Raw genomic sequence first — 17,770 nt, 5'->3', positions numbered from 1 at the left:
GGACGATCAGGCCTTGGCGGCGGCCGCCTTGTAGCGGTCGGCGAGGTGGCGCTTCACCAGCTTGCCGGTCGGCGTGCGCGGCAGTTCGGCGAGGAATTCGATGCTCTTCGGGCACTTGATGGCCGAGAGCCGCGACCGGCAGAAGACCTGGAGCTCGGCGGCGAGGTCCGGGCCGGCGAGGCTCATGTCGCGCGGCTGCACGACGGCCTTCACCTCTTCGCCCATCTCGGCGTTCGGGATGCCGAAGACGGCGACGTCGGCGACCGCCGGATGGAGGATCAGCACGTCCTCGGTCTCCTGCGGGTAGATGTTCACGCCGCCGGAGATGATCATGTAGGCCTTGCGGTCGGTGAGGTAGAGATAGCCCTCGGCGTCGACGAAGCCGATGTCGCCGAGGGTCGACCAGCCGCGGTCGTTGTGGGCGCCGGCCGTCTTCACCGGGTCGTTGTGATAGGCGAAGGCCGGGCCGTCGGCGAAATAGACCGCGCCGATCTCGCCCGTGGGCATTTCGGCACCGTCATCGCCGAGGATCTTCACCTTGCCGACGAAGGGGCGGCCGACGCTGCCGCGATGGCCGAGCCATTCGGCGGAGTTGATGACCGTGACGCCGTTGGCCTCGGTGCCGGCATAGTACTCGAGCAGGATCGGACCCCACCACGCGATCATCGCCTGCTTGACGTCCGGCGGGCAGGGGGCTGCCGCATGCACCGCGGCCTTGAGGGAGGAGACGTCGTAGCGGGCGCGAACCTCCTCGGGCAGCTTCAGCATGCGCACGAACATGGTCGGCACCAGCTGCGAATGGGTGACGCGATGGACCTCGACGAGGCGCAGGAACTCCTCCGCGTCGAACTTCTCCATGATGATGGAGGTGCCGCCGAGAGCGGCGACCATCATGTTGAAGCGCAGCGGAGCCGCGTGATAGAGCGGTGCCGGCGAGAGATAGACGCTGTCAGGCCCCATGCCGGACATGTCCTGGCAGAGGACCTTGAGCAGCGGGTTCAGCTTGTCGATGGGTTCCAGGGCGAAGGGCTTCTTCACCCCCTTCGGCCGTCCCGTCGTTCCCGAGGAATAGAGCATGTCCCAGCCGGCCGTCTCGTCGGCGATGGGCGTCTGCGGCATCCCTGCCCGCTCGGCGTCGAAGTCGCGGAAACCGGGGGCGGCACCGCCCGCCATGAAGAGCGCCAGGCCGGGCTCGCCGGCGAGCGGGGCGGCCTGGCCGGCCGTCTGCGACGTGACGATCAGGGCCCGGGCGCCGCAGTCGCGGACGATGTAGCCGATCTCGTCGGGCGTGAGGTAGCGGCTGATGGCGGTGTAGTAGATGCCTGCGCGCTGGGCGGCCCAGCACACCTCCATGAAGGGGATGCCGTTCTCCATAATGAGGGCGATGTGGTCGCCGGCCTTCAGCCCGAGCGAGCGCAGCAGATGGGCGCCCTGGTTGGAGCGGCGGTCCAGCGCGCCGTAGGTGATGGCATCGCCCGAGCCGGCCATGCGATAGGCGACCTTGTCGGGATGGGCTGCCGCATGGGCGCACGGATGGGTGGCGTACATGGACGCAAAGATCCTCTCGGGAGGTGGTTCCTCAAGCGGCAGCTTGGCGCTGCTCTTGGTGGCTGCGCCGCGGCGGGTCGATCCGCCGCGGCGGGGGCGTCAGAGCGCCTCGACGATGGTGACGTTGGCGATGCCGCCACCCTCGCACATGGTCTGCAGGCCGTAGCGCTTGCCGCGGGCCTTCAGCGCATGGATCAGCGTCGCCATCAGCTTGGTGCCGGAGGCGCCGAGCGGATGGCCGAGCGCGATGGCACCGCCGTTGACGTTGAGCTTCGACGGGTCGGCGCCGGTGTGGCGCAGCCAGGCGAGCGGCACCGGCGCGAAGGCCTCGTTCACTTCGTAGAGGTCGATGTCCTCCATCCGCATGCCGGCGCGCTTCAGGGCGCGGTCGGTGGCGGGAAGGGGCTCCTCCAGCATGATGACGGGGTCGCCGGCGGTGACCGTGAGGTTGTGGATGCGGGCGATCGGCTTCAGGCCGTGGGCCTTCACCGCGCGCTCGTTGGCGATGAGGACCCCTGAGGCGCCGTCGCAGATCTGGCTGGCGTTGGCGGCGGTGATGACGCCGCCCTCGACGAGCGTCTTCACGGAGCCGATGCCCTCCAGCGTCGCGTCGAAGCGGATGCCCTCGTCGCGCCGGTGCGGCTCGCCGTCGACGTCCACCGCGACGATCTCGCGGTCGAAGGCGCCGGCTTCGGTCGCGGCGATGGCGCGGCGATGGCTCTCCAGCGCGAAGCGGTCGAGCTCGTCGCGGGTGAAGCCGTATTTCTTCGCGATCATCTCGGCGCCGGTGAACTGGCTGAAGCCCTCGACACCGAAGCGCTGCTGGATGCGCTTGGAGAAGGGGCCCTCGCCGATGCCGGCCTTGGCGTAGAGGCCGGTGACCGAGCCCATGGGCACGCGGGTCATGCTCTCGACGCCGGCGGCGATGACGAGGTCCTGGGTGCCGGACATCACCGCCTGGGCGGCGAACTGCATGGCCTGCTGGGAGGAGCCGCACTGGCGGTCGATGCTGACCGCCGGCACGCTCTCGGGGAGCTTGGAGGCGAGCACCATGTTGCGGCCGATGTGGAAGGCCTGCTCGCCGCCCTGGCTGACGCAGCCGACCACGACGTCCTCGACGGCGGCGGGGTCGATGCCGGTGCGGTCGACAAGGGCGTTCAGCACCTCGCCGCCGAGATCGGCCGGGTGCCAGCCTGCGAGCTTGCCGCCGCGGCGGCCGCCTGCGGTCCTGACGGCTTCAACGATATAGGCCTCGGCCATTGTCGATCCTCCATGGGCGCCGGTTGTGGCGTCTTCATCCTGCCGCGTCAGCCGGCGCGTGCGTGTTTCCAATCGCGCTTGATCTTCTTCGCCAGCGACCATTTGTGCACTTCGGTCGGGCCGTCATAGATGCGGAAGGCGCGGACCTCGCGGAACACCTGTTCGACCATGGTGTCGCCGGAGACGCCCATTCCGCCCATGACCTGCACGCAGCGGTCGGCGATGCGCATCAGCGCCTCGGAGACGGCGACCTTGGCCATGGAGCTCTCGGCGGTGCCGAGCGAACCGCCGTCGAGGACGCCGGCGCACCAGTCGATCATCAGCTCGGCCTGTTTCAGGTCGATGAGGTTCTCGGCCAGCATGAAGCCGACGCCCTCGTGGTCGATCAGCGTCTTGCCGAAGGCCTCGCGGCGGCAGGCATAGTCGGTGGCGATCTCGTTGGCGCGGGTGCAGGCGCCGAGCCAGCGCATGCAATGCGACAGGCGGGCGGGCGACAGGCGCACCTGGGCATATTTGAAGCCGTCGCCGCTCGCCCCCAGCATCTGGTCGGCCGGCACGCGCAGATTGTCGATGGTGACGACGGCATGGCCGCCGGGCATGGAGGAATCGATGGTGTCCAGCACCCGCTCGAGGCGGATGGCGGGGTCCGGCAGGTCGACGAGGAACATGCAGGCGCCCTCGTCGGACTTGGCCATGACGATGCCGACCTTCGCGCCCTCGGCCCCGGTGATGAAGGCCTTGCGGCCGTTGATCACCCAGTGGTTGCCGTCGAGCCGGCAGGTGGTCTTCATCATCGAGGGATCGGAGCCGGCGCCGCCATCGAGGGCGGGCTCGGTCATGAAGAAGGCGGAGCGGGCGCGACCCTCGACCAGAGGCTTGAGGAAGCGCTCCTTCTGCGCGTCCGAGCCGACCTTGCCGAGGAGGTACATGTTGCCCTCGTCGGGAGCTGCGGTGTTGACCGCCGTCGGGCCGAGGATGGAGAGCCCCGAGCGGATCAGCACATAGGCCGTCTCCGCCTGGGTCAGGTGGTCGCCGTCGCCGAGGATGTGGGGGGTCAAAACGCCCGCGGCGCGCGCCTTGGCGCGCATTTCGTGGACGAGCTCCTCGGTCGGCCCGTGCGGGCCCTGCCGCGGATCCTTCTCGTAGGGCACGATCACGTCACGGACGAAGGCCTCGACCTTCGCCGCGATGGCCTTGGCCCGCGGCGTGGCGCCGGCGGGCTCGACGGCGGCATGGGCGCTCATTTCGGGCTCATGCGGATGGCGCCGTCGAGGCGGATGGTTTCGCCGTTCAGCATGGGGTTGGCGACGATGGCCTCGACCATCATGGCGTACTCGTCCGGGTGGCCGAGGCGCGAGGGGAAGGGCACCTGGGCGCCGAGGGAGTCCTGCGCCTCCTTCGGCAGCGACCCCATGAGCGGGGTGAGGAAGAGGCCCGGCGCGATGGTGACGACGCGGATGCCGAAGCGGGCGAGCTCGCGGGCGATCGGCAGGGTCATGCCGACGATGCCGCCCTTGGAGGCCGCATAGGCCGGCTGGCCGATCTGGCCGTCGAAGGCGGCGACGGACGCGGTGTTGACGATGACGCCGCGCTCCTCGCCGAGCGGGTCGGCGGTGTGCAGGCGGGCGGCGAACTTGGACAGCACGTTGAACGTGCCGAGGAGGTTCACCTGGATGATCTTGTTGAAGTCGGCGAGCGGCAGGGGCGAGCCGTCGCGCGCGATGACCTTGGCGGGCGGGCCGATGCCGGCGCAGTTGACGCAGATGCGCGCCTTGCCGTGCAGGCCCTCGGCCTCGGCGAGGGCGGCGTCGACGGCGGCCTCGTCGGTGACGTTGACCTTGACGAAGTGGCCACCGATCTCGGCGGCGAGCTTCTTCCCCAGATCCTCGTTGAGGTCGAAGATGGTGACCTTGGCGCCGGCCTTCGCCAGGCGCGTCGCCGTGGCGCCGCCGAGGCCCGAGGCTCCTCCCGTGATGATCGCTGCCGAACCCCGTGCGTCCATGGTGTCGTTCTCCCGCGCTTGCCGGTCAGGCCGGGCGTCGCGCCCTGATGTCTCGATGCGGCCCGCACCTTTGTCAGCGATGACCGCCGGGTCAATCGGCCGAGCGGGGGATGGCCGAAAGTCAGCGGCTCAGAAGTTGCAGCAAAGCGAGAATGACGACGACGGCGGTGAGGACCCAGCGGGCACCGGACCCGAGGAAGCCGATGCTGAGCGCGGCGCCGAAGGTTCCGATCGCGGCCACGCCGCCGATGATCGTGCTGTCCCGCGCCGAGGCCCCCTGCAGCGCGGCCAGCACCCAGCACAGCACGAAGGCGACGGGCGTCAGCACCAGCAGCACCTTCACGAGCCGCTTCTTCACCAGGGGATCGTCGAGGTCCTGGGCCATGGGACGATGGTGAACCCGCCGGCGCTCCCCGTCCAGCAGGTGGGCTGCTGCCATGACGGGGCTCGTGCCCATGCATGATGGTGCCGGCGGTGTTGACGTGGTGTTCACCATGACGCCGCGGCCGCCCTCACATCCGGGTGATGTTACCGCGGTGGCCTTGCCGCAGTGCAGCGGGTCGTTTACATGCGCCGCTGTATGTATTTTCGCTTGTCTGGCGATCCGCCCCGTCGGAGGGGCGGGGACTGGGGCCCCCACATGTCGTTCAATCGCTTTCTTGCCGTGTCCGCGATTCTCGTCGGCCTCGCCGCAGCCGCACCTGCCGGAGCCCAGGCTCCCGGCCAGGCACCGCCGCCGCCGGTCGGCATCGTCACGGTGACGGCGGGCCCGGTGCCGATCATCAGCGAATTGCCCGGCCGCATCGCGCCGACGCGCATCGCGCAGGTGCGCCCGCGTGTCTCCGGCATCGTCATCGCCCGGGTCTTCCAACAGGGCAGCCTGGTGAAGGAGGGCGACGTCCTCTACCGCATCGATCCCGAGCCGTTCCGCGTCGAGGTCGAGCGCTCGAAGGCGACGCTGCAGCGCGCTCAGGCGACGCGGCTGCTCGCCCAGCAGCAGAGCGACCGCGTCGAGCAGCTCCGCGAGCGCAACGTCGCCAGCCCGCAGCAGCTCGACAGCGCGGTGGCGACCCTCGCCCAGGCGGAGGCCGACGTCGCCAGCGCCCGCGCCGGCCTCGCCTCGGCCGAGCTCAACCTGAAATATGCCGACATCACCGCGCCGATCAGCGGCCGCATCGGCCGTGCCCTCATCACCGAGGGCGCCCTGGTGGCGGCCAACGGTGCCGAGGCGCTGGCGACCATCCAGCAGCTCGACCCGATCTATGCCGACTTCACCCAGTCGGCGACCGACCTCATCCGCCTGCGCCGCGCCATGCAGGCCGGCGCGGTGACGCCGGACAAGACGGACGAGGCCGCGGTGAAGCTGATCCTCGACGACGGCAGCCCCTATCCGCACACCGGCCGGCTGCTGTTCTCCGAGGCCACCGTCGACGCCGGCACCGGACAGGTGACGCTGCGCGGCGAGTTCCCCAATCCGAACGGCGACCTCCTGCCGGGCATGTATGTGCGCGTGCTGATCGAGCAGGGCATCCAGCAGAACGCCATCACCGTGCCGCAGCAGGCGATCCAGCGCGACACGGCGGGGCGTGCGCAGCTCTGGGTGGTGAAGGCCGACGATACGGCGGAGGTCCGCGTCGTGCGTACCTCGCGCGTGGTCGGCACCAATGCGGTGATCGACGACGGCCTCGCCCACGGCGACCGGGTCGTGGTGGACGGGTTCCAGCGCCTGCGCCCCGGCACCAAGGTGACCCCGCGGCCCTGGGCTCCGCCGGGCCAGGCGGCCCCCGGCGCCGCGCCGGCCTCCCGCTGAGGACCGCGCAATGCCGCAATTCTTCATCAACCGGCCCATCTTCGCCTGGGTCGTCGCCATCCTGATCATGCTCGGCGGCGTGCTCGCGATCCCGCAGCTCCCCATCGCCCAATATCCGGACGTCGCCCCGCCGCAGATCACCATCAACACGGCCTATCCAGGGGCCGCGCCGGAGGATGCCTATCAGGCGGTGACACGGCCCATCGAGGAAGAGCTCAACGGCATCGAAGGCCTCCTCTATTTCGAATCCGTCGCCGACACGACCGGCTCCATCCAGATCACCGTCACCTTCCGCCCCGGCACCAATGGCGCCGCCGCGGCGGTAGAGGTTCAGAACCGCGTGCGCCGGGTCGAGCCCCGCCTGCCCCGCTCCGTGAGCCAGCAGGGTGTGCAGGTCGACCAGGCCCGGTCGAACTTCCTGTTGGTGGTGACGCTGACCTCGACCGACGGCACGCTCGACGATATCGGCCTCGGCGACTACATGAGCCGCAACATCCTCGGCGAGATTCGCCGCGTGCCCGGCGTCGGCCGCGCCCAGCTCTTCGCCTCCGAACGGGCCATGCGGATCTGGCTCGATCCGGACAAGATGGTGGGCCTGAACCTCACCGCCGCCGACGTCACGGCCGCGGTGACGGCACAGAACGCGCAGGTCGCAGCCGGCTCCATCGGCGCCTTGCCGAACCCCATCAACCAGCAGGTCACCGCGACCGTCATGGTGAAGGGGCAGCTCGTCTCGCCCGATGAATTCGGCGCCATCGTGCTGCGCGCCAACCGCGACGGTTCGCTGGTGCGGCTGCGCGACGTCGCCCGCATCGAGGTCGGCGCCCAGGCCTACGCGACGTCGGCGCGCCTCAACGGCAAGCCGGCGGCGGCCATCGCGGTGCAGCTCTCGCCCACCGGCAATGCGCTCGCCACCGCCGAAGCTGTGAAGAAGCGGATGACCGAGCTGTCGACCAGCTTCCCGCCCGGCGTCGAGTTTGCGGTGCCCTACGACACCTCGCCCTTCGTCAAGGTGTCGATCGAGAAGGTGCTGCACACGCTGGCCGAGGCCATGGTGCTCGTCTTCCTGGTGATGTTCCTGTTCCTGCAGAACCTGCGCTACACGCTGATTCCGGCGATCGTGGTGCCGGTGGCCCTGCTCGGCACCTGCGCCGTGATGTACGCCACGGGCTTCTCCATCAACGTGCTCACCATGTTCGCCATGGTGCTCGCCATCGGCATTCTCGTCGACGATGCCATCGTGGTCGTGGAGAACGTCGAGCGCATCATGTCGGAGGAGGGGCTGTCGCCGAAGGAGGCGACCCGCAAGGCCATGGGCCAGATCACCGGCGCCGTCATCGGCATCACCGCCGTGCTGGTGTCGGTGTTCATTCCTCTCGCCTTCTTCCCCGGAGCGGTCGGCGTCATCTACAAGCAGTTCAGCCTGACCATGGTGGTGTCGATCCTGTTCTCGGCCTTCCTGGCACTGTCGCTGACGCCGGCGCTCGCCGCGACCTTCCTCAAGCCCGTCCAGGCCGGTCACCACCACGCCAAGCGCGGCTTCTTCGGCTGGTTCAACCGCGGCTTCGACAGGACGTCGCACGGCTATTCGGCCGTGGTCGGCCACCTGGTCCGCCGCGGCGGGCGCTACATGATCATCTATCTGGCGCTGCTGATCGGCCTCGGCTGGCTCTATGTGCGCCTGCCCACCTCGTTCCTGCCGAACGAGGATCAAGGCTACATCATCGTGAACTTCCAGGCGCCCTCGGACGCCACGGTCAACCGCACCATGGCGGCCATCGAGGCGGCCGAGAAGCACTTCATGGCCGAGCCGGGGGTCGCGCGCATCGTCACCGTGCGCGGCTTCTCATTCTTCGGCCAAGGCCAGAATGCTGCGCTCGCCTTCGTCACGCTCAAGGATTGGAGCGAGCGCGGACCGGCTCAGGCCGCCTCCGCCATCGCGCTGCGCGGGACGATCGCCCTGTCGCAACTGCGGGACGCCATCGTCTTCTCGCTATCGCCGCCGCCCATCCAGGGCCTCGGCAATTCCAACGGCTTCGCATTCCGCCTGCAGGCGCGCGGCGGCCAGACGCAGCAGCAACTGGCCGCCGCGCGTGACCAGCTCGTCGGCGCCGCCATGCGCAGTCCGAAGCTCGCCCAGGTCTTCGTCGAAGGCCTGCCGGACGCGGCCCAGATCGCCCTCATCATCGACCGCGAGAAGGCCAATACATTCGGCGTCACCTTCGCCGACATCAACGCCACGATCTCGACGACGCTGGGCTCGTCCTACGTCAACGACTTCCCCAATGCGGGCCGTCTCCAGCGTGTCCTCGTGCAGGGCGATACCGCCTCGCGCATGCAGATCGCGGACCTGTTGAACCTCAACGTGCGCAACTCCAACGGCGGCATGGTCCCGCTCTCGGCCTTCGCGCGCGCCGAATGGCAGCGCGGCCCCTCGCAGATCGTCGGCTACAACGGCTATCCCTCGGTGCGCATGTCGGGCGCGGCGGCGCCGGGCTTCTCGTCGGGCGACGCCATCGCCGAGATGCAGCGCCTCGCGGCCGACCTGCCGCCGGGCTTCGGCTACGAATGGACGGGCCAGTCGCTGCAGGAGATCCAGGCGGGCTCGCAGGCACCGCTCCTCATCGCGCTGTCCTGTATCCTCGTGTTCCTCTGTCTCGCCGCGCTCTACGAGAGCTGGTCGATCCCCATCTCGGTGCTGCTTGTGGTGCCGCTCGGCGTCATCGGCTCGGTGGCGGCGGTGACGCTGCGCGGCATGCCGAACGACGTCTATTTCATGGTCGGCCTCGTGGCGATCATCGGCCTGTCGGCGAAGAATGCCATCCTCATCATCGAGTTCGCCAAGGACCTGAGGGCGGAGGGCAAGGGCCTCCTCGAGGCGACGATCGAGGCGGCGCACCTGCGCTTCCGACCGATCATCATGACCTCGCTCGCCTTCGCGCTCGGCGTGCTGCCGCTCGCCATCGCCTCGGGCGCCAGCGCCGCGAGCCAGCAGGCGCTCGGCACGGGCGTGCTCGGCGGCATGATCTCGGCCACCGTGCTGGCGGTGTTCTTCGTGCCGGTCTTCTTCGTGGTGGTCACCCGCCTGATGGGCGGGCGCGACAAGCCTGCGCCCACGCCGGCGGCGCCGTCCGCGCCGGAACCGGGGCATTAGGGCCGATGGCCCGGCGCACCAAGGCGGAGGCGGAGGAGACGCGCCGCCGGCTCCTCGAAGTCGCCGAGCGTATCTTCCACGCCAAGGGGGTGGCGACGACCTCGCTGGAGGAGATCGCCAGCGAGGCGGGTGTGACGCGCGGCGCGGTGTACTGGCACTTCGCCAACAAGGCCGACCTGATCATGGCGCTGTTCGAGGACGCGCCGCTGATCCACGAGGACCTGCTGGCGCCGCAGGCGCTGGGCGACCATCCGGACCCCCTGGCGCTGGTGGAGCGGCTCGCGGTCGACGCCCTGACTCTGCTGGCCGCCGACGAGCGGCGCCAGCGCGTCTATACGATCCTGATGCTGTGCGAGTATCGCGACGACCTCGGCCCGGTCCTCCAGCGCAAGACCGAAACCATGGACAGGGCGCATGCCCAGTTCGCCGGCGCCTTCGCGGAGGCGGCGCGGCGCGGGTCCCTCGCGCCCGGCTGGACGTCCGAGGCGGCGGCCGCCACCTTCCACTGGCTGCTCCAGGGCATCATCGTCGACTGGCTGAAATATGGCCGGCGCTTCGACCTGGTGGCCCGCGGCACGGCGGCGATCGGAGCGCAGTTCAGCGCCTATCGCGGCGCTGCCGCGCCGGTCGCCGAAAGGGTCCGGCGGCCGGCGTGAGGAGCCGCGCCCGCGGCCGCCGTGAAGCGGCGCGCGGACGCTGCGAGGGTCAGGCGAGATCGAAGCGATCCGCGTTCATCACCTTGGTCCAGGCGGCGACGAAGTCCTTGACGAACTTCGCCTCGGTGTCGGACTGGCCGTAGACCTCGGCGAGGGCGCGCAGCTGCGAGTTCGAGCCGAAGACGAGATCGACGCGGGTCGCCGTCCACTTCACCGCGCCGGTCTTGCGGTCGCGGCCCTCGAAGGTGTCCTCCTCGGACGAGACCGGCCGCCAGACCGTGCCCATGTCGAGCAGGTTGACGAAGAAGTCGTTGGTCAACGCGCCCGGCCGGGTGGTGAAGACGCCGTGGGGGGAGCCGCCGACATTGCCGCCGATGACGCGCAGGCCGCCGACGAGCGCGGTCATTTCCGGCGCCGTCAGGGTGAGGAGCTGCGCCTTGTCGATGAGCAGTTCCTCCGCCGAGACGGTGAAGGCCGTCTTCTGGTAGTTGCGGAAGCCGTCGGCGAGGGGCTCGAGGACGTCGAAGGAGTCCGCGTCCGTCGCCTCCTGGCTGGCGTCGGTGCGACCGGGCGTGAAGGGCACCTCGACGGCATGACCCGCCGCTTTCGCCGCCTGCTCGATGGCGACGCCGCCGCCGAGCACGATCAGGTCGGCGAGCGAGACCTTCTTGCCGCCGGCAGCCGTGGCGTTGAAGGCCTGCTGGATGCCCTCCAGCACCGTCAACACCTTGGCGAGCTGGGCCGGCTGGTTGGCCTCCCAGTCCTTCTGCGGCGCGAGGCGGATGCGCGCGCCGTTGGCGCCGCCCCGCTTGTCCGAGCCGCGGAAGGTGGAGGCGGAGGCCCAGGCGGTCTGGACGAGCTCTGCCTGGCTGAGCCCGGAGGCGAGGATCTTCGCCTTGAGGGCGGCGATGTCGGCGGCGTCCACCAGCGGATGGTCGACGGAGGGCACCGGGTCCTGCCAGATCAGGTCCTCGGAGGGAACCTCGGGGCCGAGGTAGCGGACCTTCGGGCCCATGTCGCGGTGGGTCAGCTTGAACCAGGCGCGGGCGAAGGCGTTGGCGAACTGGTCGGGGTTCTGGTGGAACCGGCGCGAGATGGCCTCGTAGGTCGGGTCCATGCGCATGGCCATGTCGGCGGTCGACATCATGATCGGCACGCGCTTCGTGGCATCATGGGCGTCGGGCGCCATGTCCTTCTCGGCGAGGTTGCGGGCGTGCCACTGGTGGGCGCCGGCCGGGCTCTTCACCAGCTCCCACTCGTAGCCGAACAGGACGTCGAAATAGCCGTTGTCCCAACGGATCGGGTTGGAGGTCCAGGCGCCTTCGAGGCCGCTGGTGATGGTGTCGGCGCCCTTGCCCGAGCCGTGGCCGGAGATCCAGCCGAGGCCCTGCTCGGCGAGGGGGGCCGCCTCGGGTTCGGGGCCGACGAGGGCGGCGTCGCCCGCGCCGTGGGTCTTGCCGAAGGTGTGGCCGCCGGCGACGAGGGCGACGGTCTCCTCGTCGTTCATCGCCATGCGGCCGAAGGTCTCGCGGATGTCGCGGGCCGAGGCCAGGGGATCGGGACGGCCGTCCGGGCCCTCCGGGTTCACGTAGATGAGGCCCATCTGCACGGCGGCGAGCGGGTTCTCCAGCACGCGATCACCGGTGTAGCGGCTGTTGGCCTTGTCGGACCCTGCGAGCCACTCGGTCTCGGCGCCCCAGTAGATGTCCTCCTCGGGCTCCCAGATGTCCGCCCGGCCGCCGCCGAAGCCGAAGGTCCTGAAGCCCATGGATTCCAGCGCGGCATTGCCGGCGAGGATCATCAGGTCGGCCCAGGAGATGGCGTTGCCGTATTTCTGCTTGATGGGCCAGAGCAGGCGGCGGGCCTTGTCGAGATTGGCGTTGTCCGGCCAGCTGTTCAGCGGGGCGAAGCGCTGCGTGCCGGAGGAGGAGCCGCCGCGGCCGTCGCCGGTGCGGTAGGTGCCGGCGCTGTGCCAGGCCATGCGGATGAAGAAGGGGCCGTAATGGCCGTAGTCGGCCGGCCACCATTCCTGGCTGTCCGTCATCAGGGCGTAGAGGTCCTGCTTCAGCGCCTTGTAGTCGAGACGGCCGAAGGCGGCCTTGTAGTCGAACTCGGCGCCCATGGGGTCGGAGAGCGCGGAGTTCTGGTGGAGGATCCTGAGATTGAGCTGGTTCGGCCACCAGTCGCGGTTGGAGCGAATCGTGTTGTTCGTCGCCCCGTGCATGACCGGGCATTTGCCGCCGGCCTCGATGTTCATTCCGTCCATGGTGCTCTCCGATCGTCGGTCCGACCTGCCGCCCGTGCGGCGCGCCGTCGCCTGTGAACCCTGTCTGATGCCGCAGCCGGCCCTGACGACCGCGCCGACGCGCGCCCTCGATGGCCGCCGGGGGACGGCCACCGCTGGCCGCAGCGGGGTAGCCGCATCCGGCCGGCGACGCCCTGTTCTAGCGAAGGTATCTCATTAGACTAAGTTGAATTATCTGATTATGACAATAAGCTGAGATTATGATCAACATCACATTCAAGCAGCTGCGCTACGTCGACGCGCTGGCACGCCACGGCCACTTCGGCCGCGCCGCCGAGGCCTGCGCCATTTCCCAGCCCGCGCTCTCCATGCAGATCCGCGAGCTGGAGGAGGGGCTGGGGGCGGTGCTGTTCGAGCGGGGAGCCCGGCAGGTGCGGCTGACCTCCCTCGGCGAGGCTTTCGCGGCGCGCGCCCGTGACATCCTGCGCGCCGTCGACGAGCTGGGCGATCTGGCGCGGGCCTCGAAGGCGGGGCTGGTGGGGCGCCTTCGCATCGGCATCATCCCGACGGTCGCGCCCTATCTGCTGCCGGCGGTGATCGGCGATCTTAGCCGCAGCCACGCCGGGCTCGACCTCAGCGTGCGGGAGACGCAGACGCCAAAGCTCATCCAGGAGCTGACCGATGGCAAGCTCGACACCGCCATCGTCGCCCTGCCGGTCTCCGAGCCGTCGATGACCGAGGTGGCGCTGTTCCGCGAGGATTTCGTGCTGGTGCGCCCGCAGGGCGATTCGGCGGAGCCGGTGCCGAGCCCGGAAATGCTGCGCGAGATGCGGCTGCTGCTGCTCGAGGAGGGGCACTGTTTCCGCGACCAGGCGCTGTCCTTCTGCGGGTTGAGCACCACCAGGCCGAAGGAAATGCTCGACGGCAGCACCCTGTCGACGCTGGTGCAGATGGTTGGCGCCGGCGTCGGTGTGACGCTGATCCCCGATATGGCCGTGGCGGTGGAGACCCGCTCGGCCCCGGTCTCCGTCGCCCGCTTCGGCGAGCCGCGGCCGTCGCGGACCATCGGCATGATCTGGCGAGCGACCAGCCCTCTGTCCCGCCAATTGAGCGCCATCGCCGAGGTGGTGCGCCGCTCCGCCGAGACCATGCGGCGGATTCATGCGGGGCTCGGCCCGGGCGAGGCGCAGCAGGGAACGTTAAGGACCGCACCCTAGAACGGCTTGGTGTCAACGCTCGTTGAGGCCCCCCATGAGCTGTGCCGGCTGCCGCGACGGGCGCGCCTTCCCCCTCGCTTTCTCCATGGCCTTCCAGCCGATCGTCCATGCCGGAAGCGGCGAGGTCTTCGCCTATGAGGCGCTGGTGCGGGGGGCGGCGGGAGAGGGCGCTGCCACGGTTCTCGGCGCTGTCGATGCGGGCAACCGCTACGCCTTCGACCAGCAGTGCCGCGTCAAGGCCATCGAACTGGCCGCGGCAGGCGCACCGGCGTCGGCACGGCTCTCCATCAACTTCATGCCCAATGCCGTCTATGAGCCCCGCGCGTGCATCCGCCTGACCCTGGCGACGGCGGAGCGGGTCGGCTTTCCCCTCGACCGCATCATCTTCGAATTCACCGAGAACGAGCAGATGGATCCGATGCATGTCGCCGACATCGTCCGGACGTATCGGGACATCGGCTTCGCCACGGCGATCGACGATTTCGGCGCGGGTCATGCCGGGCTCGGCCTTCTGACCCGCTTCCAGCCGGACATCGTCAAGCTCGACATGAACCTCATCCGCGACATCGATACGGACGGCGCGAGGCGGATTCTGGTCCGGCATACGCTCGCCATGCTCGCCGACCTCGGCATCACCACCATCTGCGAAGGCGTGGAGACGCCGGGCGAGCTGGCGGCTCTGCGGGATCTCGGTGTGGACCTGATCCAGGGCTATGTGCTGGCCCGCCCGGCTTTCGAACGGTTCGAAGCGCCGCGCATGGCAGCCTAGCGCTCGCCGGCGGACGACCCGCACCGCCGCCGAGCATCGCACAAATTACCGATCTGCCCTGCTAGTTTCGCAGAGCAATTCCGGGCAATGGGGTCCGCCGTCCCTGCCGGAGCTTCACGAAGTCCGGCCGGCGCCCGACAGAGTCAACAAAGTCCGAACCGGCCGCGGCGGTTTTTACAGTCATAGAACGGCAATCCGTTTTCTCTGTAGCGGCCGCGGCGTTGACTATCCCCGAACTTGTCTTATTTGCCACGCCCTCTTGGGCATGGGTGCCGGATACGGGCGAGGGATACAGCAGGAGACCGTTTCTTTCTGAAAAGGAGCTGCGTCATGTCCTGTATATTCGTCGAATGTCTAAGCGGTTCCTCAAGGAAAACACGGGGACTTAACGTGTTTTCAAGCAATTTTGGTCTATCTGACCGGCGCATCTAGCGGGAGGCAAACAATGTTCGGAATGAAGTGGCTATCGGGCGGAGACGCCGCTGCGACCGTGGCGGCGCTTGATCGGTCGCAGGCGGTCATCGAGTTCAGGCCCGACGGCACGATCGTCACGGCCAACCGCAACTTCCTCGACGCGCTGGGCTATTCGCTCGCCGAGGTGCAGGGCAAGCATCACTCGATGTTCGTCGATGCCAAAGAGCGCGACAGCCAGGACTATCGTCGCTTCTGGGATGATCTCAGGGCCGGCAAGTTCCAGCAGGCCGAATACAAGCGTATCGGCAAAGGCGGCAAGGAGATCTGGATCCAGGCCACCTACAATCCGTTGCTCGACGCGTCCGGCAAGACCTACAAGGTGGTGAAATACGCCACCGACGTGACCGCCGAAAAGCTGAGGAACGCCGATATCGAAGGCCAGTTGGCCGCCATCGACCGGTCACAGGCGGTGATCGCCTTCGACCTGACCGGCAAGATCCTCACCGCGAACGACAATTTCCTGAACACGCTGGGCTACCGGCTGGACGAGGTCGTCGGCCAGCACCACCGGATCTTCGTGCACCAGGCCGAACGGGATACGCCCGCCTACCGCGACTTCTGGGCGATGCTGAACAAGGGCGAGTTTCAGACGGCGCAGTACAAACGCATCGCCAAGGGCGGCCGCGAGGTCTGGATCCAGGCCACCTACAACCCGATCTTCGACATGAACGGCAAACTGTTCAAGGTCGTGAAGTTCGCCACCGACATCACCGCCAAGGTGTTCGAGGACGAGCGCCGCAAGCAGGTCCAGGGGCAGATCGATACCGACCTGGAGTCCATCGGCGAGGCCGTGACCAGCGTCACCGGCGAGGCGACGGAAGCCGCCGCGGCCTCGACCCAGACCAGCGGCAACGTGCAGGCGGTCGCCGCCGGCGCCGAGGAGCTCGCCGCTTCGGTGAGCGAGATCAGCCGGCAGGTCACCCATTCCCGCGAGATCTCCGTTCAGGCGGTCGATCAGGCGCGCAAGACCAACGACATCGTCGCCGGCCTCTCGGTCGCCGCCCAGCGCATCGGCGACGTTGTGCAGCTCATCAACAACATCGCCGGCCAGACCAACCTGCTCGCGCTCAATGCCACGATCGAGGCGGCCCGCGCCGGCGAGGCCGGCAAGGGCTTCGCGGTGGTCGCCTCGGAGGTGAAGAGCCTCGCCAGCCAGACGGCCAAGGCGACCGACGAGATCAGCGCGCAGATCGCCTCGGTGCAGTCGTCGACGGAGGGCGCGGTCCAGGCAATCGGCGACATTTCCTCGACCATCTCGACCATCAGCGAGATCGCCACGGCCATCGCCACGGCGGTGGAGGAGCAGAGCGCGGTGACGGCCGAGATGTCGTCCAACATGCGCACGGCGGCCGAGGGCGTGACGGCGATTTCCCAGTCGATGGGCGCCATCGCCCGCTCGACGACGGATATCGACATGGCCGCCCGCAAGGTGCGCGAGGCCTCGCGCTCCATCGCGTGAGAGGGCGGCTCATCGAGGCCGCCGCCACGGCGCGCGGCCTTCCGGAATCTTCTCCAAACGGGGGCGGCCACGGCCGCCCCCGTCGCCGTTCGGGCGCCTGCCAAAGGAACGGCCGCCTCTCCCGTGGCGTTGGGTCGGCGACGCAGGGCGGCCGTGCGCGCCCGGCCTTTCCCCCAAACCGGAGACGAGACGATGTCCGACACCCGCCAGGCTTCCGAGCAGCAGCGCGCCATCCAGGCGCAAGTCGATGCACGGGATCGCGAGAGCGGCGGCGGGTCTTCCTCCTCCGCCGCCATGCAGGCAGGAGCGCGGCGCTATCCCGAGCCGCCCTTTCCCGAACAGCACCACGCCAAGCCCGGCCTCGAATCACGCATCGATCCCGCGCCGCTCTACGACGCTCCGTTCTGGAAGGGCTCGGGCAAGCTCGAGGGCAAAGTGGCGCTGATCACCGGTGGCGATTCCGGCATTGGACGGGCGGTGGCCGTGCTCTTCGCGCGCGAGGGGGCCGACGTCGCCGTGAGCTATCTCGACGAGCACGAGGACGCCGAGGCAACCAAGGCGGCGGTGGAGGCCGAGGGCCGGCGGTGCATCCTCCTGCCCGGCGACGTCAGCCAGCGCGCCGCCTGCCGCCAGGCGGTGGAGGAGACGGTGAGGCAGCTCGGCGGGCTCGACGTGCTGGTGAACAACGCCGCCTTCCAGATCCACACCACCGATTTCGAGGATCTGACGGAGGAGCATTTCGACACGACGTTGAAGACCAACCTCTACGGCTATTTCCACATGGCCCAGGAAGCGGTGGCGCACATGAAGCCGGGCTCGGCCATCATCAACACCGGTTCGATCACCGGCATCGACGGATCGAAGGAACTGATCGATTATTCGATGACCAAGGGTGGCATCCACGCCTTCACGCGCGCGCTGTCGGGCAACCTCATCGGCAAGGGCATCCGCGTCAACTGCGTGGCGCCGGGTCCGGTCTGGACTCCGCTCAACCCCTCCGACCGCCCGGCCGACAAGGTGGCGCAGTTCGGTGCCCAGACGACGATGAAGCGGCCGGCCCAACCGGAGGAGATCGCGCCGGCTTATGTCTTCCTCGCCTCGCCGCAGTGCTCCAGCTACATCACCGGCGAGATCCTGCCGATCATCGGCGGCTACTGACGGTGCCAGGGGCGCGGC

13 protein-coding genes are annotated in these 17,770 nt (G+C 68.8%); 7 read left to right on the top strand and 6 right to left on the bottom strand.

Annotated elements, in window-relative coordinates:
• Window positions 1-6 precede the first annotated feature (6 nt).
• The 5 genes from C6569_RS16240 to C6569_RS16220 all read right to left on the bottom strand — a co-directional run bounded on the left by C6569_RS16240 (window position 7) and on the right by C6569_RS16220 (window position 5,249).
• On the bottom strand, window positions 7-1,548 hold the full coding sequence (locus C6569_RS16240) for an acyl-CoA synthetase (RefSeq protein WP_106749821.1): 1,542 nt from the start codon (window positions 1,546-1,548) through the stop codon (window positions 7-9).
• Between the two features lie 99 nt (window positions 1,549-1,647).
• Window positions 1,648-2,808: an acetyl-CoA C-acetyltransferase gene (locus C6569_RS16235; protein ID WP_106749820.1), complete on the bottom strand. Its 1,161-nt coding sequence runs from the start codon at window positions 2,806-2,808 to the stop codon at window positions 1,648-1,650.
• A 47-nt stretch (window positions 2,809-2,855) separates the two neighbouring features.
• Entirely contained in the window at window positions 2,856-4,052 is a 1,197-nt protein-coding gene (locus C6569_RS16230; protein ID WP_106749819.1) for an acyl-CoA dehydrogenase family protein, read from the bottom strand.
• Complete coding sequence (locus tag C6569_RS16225; RefSeq protein WP_106749818.1) at window positions 4,049-4,810, bottom strand: SDR family NAD(P)-dependent oxidoreductase; 762 nt, start codon at window positions 4,808-4,810, stop codon at window positions 4,049-4,051. Before C6569_RS16225 ends, C6569_RS16230 begins: the two co-directional genes overlap by 4 nt.
• A gap of 121 nt (window positions 4,811-4,931) precedes the next feature.
• Window positions 4,932-5,249, bottom strand: coding sequence for a hypothetical protein (locus tag C6569_RS16220; RefSeq protein ID WP_146144828.1), 318 nt, complete (start codon window positions 5,247-5,249; stop codon window positions 4,932-4,934).
• A gap of 201 nt (window positions 5,250-5,450) precedes the next feature.
• Between C6569_RS16220 and C6569_RS16215 the strand changes: the two genes are divergently transcribed.
• The 3 genes from C6569_RS16215 to C6569_RS16205 are packed head-to-tail and all read left to right on the top strand — an operon-like array spanning window position 5,451 to window position 10,430.
• Window positions 5,451-6,620 carry an efflux RND transporter periplasmic adaptor subunit gene (locus tag C6569_RS16215; protein WP_106749816.1) on the top strand — a complete coding sequence of 390 codons (1,170 nt, stop codon included), beginning with the start codon at window positions 5,451-5,453 and terminating at the stop codon, window positions 6,618-6,620.
• Between the two features lie 10 nt (window positions 6,621-6,630).
• Window positions 6,631-9,774 carry an efflux RND transporter permease subunit gene (locus C6569_RS16210; RefSeq protein ID WP_106749815.1) on the top strand — a complete coding sequence of 1,048 codons (3,144 nt, stop codon included), beginning with the start codon at window positions 6,631-6,633 and terminating at the stop codon, window positions 9,772-9,774.
• A gap of 5 nt (window positions 9,775-9,779) precedes the next feature.
• The gene (locus C6569_RS16205; protein ID WP_106749814.1) at window positions 9,780-10,430 is read left to right on the top strand and encodes a TetR family transcriptional regulator; all 651 of its coding nucleotides are present in this window, start codon (window positions 9,780-9,782) and stop codon (window positions 10,428-10,430) included.
• Window positions 10,431-10,479: 49 nt separating this feature from the next.
• Here the strand turns inward: C6569_RS16205 and katG are convergent, their stop codons facing one another.
• Window positions 10,480-12,696: a catalase/peroxidase HPI gene (katG, locus tag C6569_RS16200; protein WP_106749813.1), complete on the bottom strand. Its 2,217-nt coding sequence runs from the start codon at window positions 12,694-12,696 to the stop codon at window positions 10,480-10,482.
• A 239-nt stretch (window positions 12,697-12,935) separates the two neighbouring features.
• On the opposite strand from katG, the gene C6569_RS16195 reads away from it, so the two are divergent.
• From C6569_RS16195 to C6569_RS16180, 4 genes are all read left to right on the top strand, one after another.
• A complete protein-coding gene (locus C6569_RS16195) occupies window positions 12,936-13,892 on the top strand; it encodes a LysR substrate-binding domain-containing protein (RefSeq protein ID WP_106749812.1) in 957 nt (318 codons plus the stop codon).
• A gap of 34 nt (window positions 13,893-13,926) precedes the next feature.
• The gene (locus C6569_RS16190; RefSeq protein WP_106749811.1) at window positions 13,927-14,661 is read left to right on the top strand and encodes an EAL domain-containing protein; all 735 of its coding nucleotides are present in this window, start codon (window positions 13,927-13,929) and stop codon (window positions 14,659-14,661) included.
• 454 nt (window positions 14,662-15,115) lie between these two features.
• A complete protein-coding gene (locus C6569_RS16185; RefSeq protein WP_425440721.1) occupies window positions 15,116-16,594 on the top strand; it encodes a methyl-accepting chemotaxis protein in 1,479 nt (492 codons plus the stop codon).
• A 192-nt stretch (window positions 16,595-16,786) separates the two neighbouring features.
• Window positions 16,787-17,752 (top strand): SDR family oxidoreductase, encoded by a 966-nt coding sequence (locus C6569_RS16180; RefSeq protein WP_106749809.1) that lies wholly within the window; start codon window positions 16,787-16,789, stop codon window positions 17,750-17,752.
• The last annotated feature ends 18 nt before the right edge of the window (window positions 17,753-17,770 follow it).

This window comes from Phreatobacter cathodiphilus (genome assembly GCF_003008515.1).
GTDB classification, from domain to species: Bacteria; Pseudomonadota; Alphaproteobacteria; order Rhizobiales; family Phreatobacteraceae; genus Phreatobacter; species Phreatobacter cathodiphilus.
Note: the sequence above shows the minus strand (reverse complement) of the source record. Positions and strands in the feature narration are given on the sequence as shown.

Excerpts from the sequence above, each read along its gene's own strand:
- C6569_RS16230 (WP_106749819.1), bottom strand. The coding sequence starts at position 4,052 with ATGAGCGCCCATGCCGCCGTCGAGCCCGCCGGCGCCACGCCGCGGGCC.
- C6569_RS16180 (WP_106749809.1), top strand. The coding sequence starts at position 16,787 with ATGTCCGACACCCGCCAGGCTTCCGAGCAGCAGCGCGCCATCCAGGCG.
- C6569_RS16210 (WP_106749815.1), top strand. The coding sequence starts at position 6,631 with ATGCCGCAATTCTTCATCAACCGGCCCATCTTCGCCTGGGTCGTCGCC.
- C6569_RS16220 (WP_146144828.1), bottom strand. The coding sequence starts at position 5,249 with ATGGCAGCAGCCCACCTGCTGGACGGGGAGCGCCGGCGGGTTCACCAT.
- katG (WP_106749813.1), bottom strand. The coding sequence starts at position 12,696 with ATGGACGGAATGAACATCGAGGCCGGCGGCAAATGCCCGGTCATGCAC.
- C6569_RS16215 (WP_106749816.1), top strand. The coding sequence starts at position 5,451 with ATGTCGTTCAATCGCTTTCTTGCCGTGTCCGCGATTCTCGTCGGCCTC.
- C6569_RS16185 (WP_425440721.1), top strand. The coding sequence starts at position 15,116 with ATGAAGTGGCTATCGGGCGGAGACGCCGCTGCGACCGTGGCGGCGCTT.
- C6569_RS16235 (WP_106749820.1), bottom strand. The coding sequence starts at position 2,808 with ATGGCCGAGGCCTATATCGTTGAAGCCGTCAGGACCGCAGGCGGCCGC.
- C6569_RS16195 (WP_106749812.1), top strand. The coding sequence starts at position 12,936 with ATGATCAACATCACATTCAAGCAGCTGCGCTACGTCGACGCGCTGGCA.
- C6569_RS16240 (WP_106749821.1), bottom strand. The coding sequence starts at position 1,548 with ATGTACGCCACCCATCCGTGCGCCCATGCGGCAGCCCATCCCGACAAG.
- C6569_RS16190 (WP_106749811.1), top strand. The coding sequence starts at position 13,927 with ATGAGCTGTGCCGGCTGCCGCGACGGGCGCGCCTTCCCCCTCGCTTTC.
- C6569_RS16225 (WP_106749818.1), bottom strand. The coding sequence starts at position 4,810 with ATGGACGCACGGGGTTCGGCAGCGATCATCACGGGAGGAGCCTCGGGC.
- C6569_RS16205 (WP_106749814.1), top strand. The coding sequence starts at position 9,780 with ATGGCCCGGCGCACCAAGGCGGAGGCGGAGGAGACGCGCCGCCGGCTC.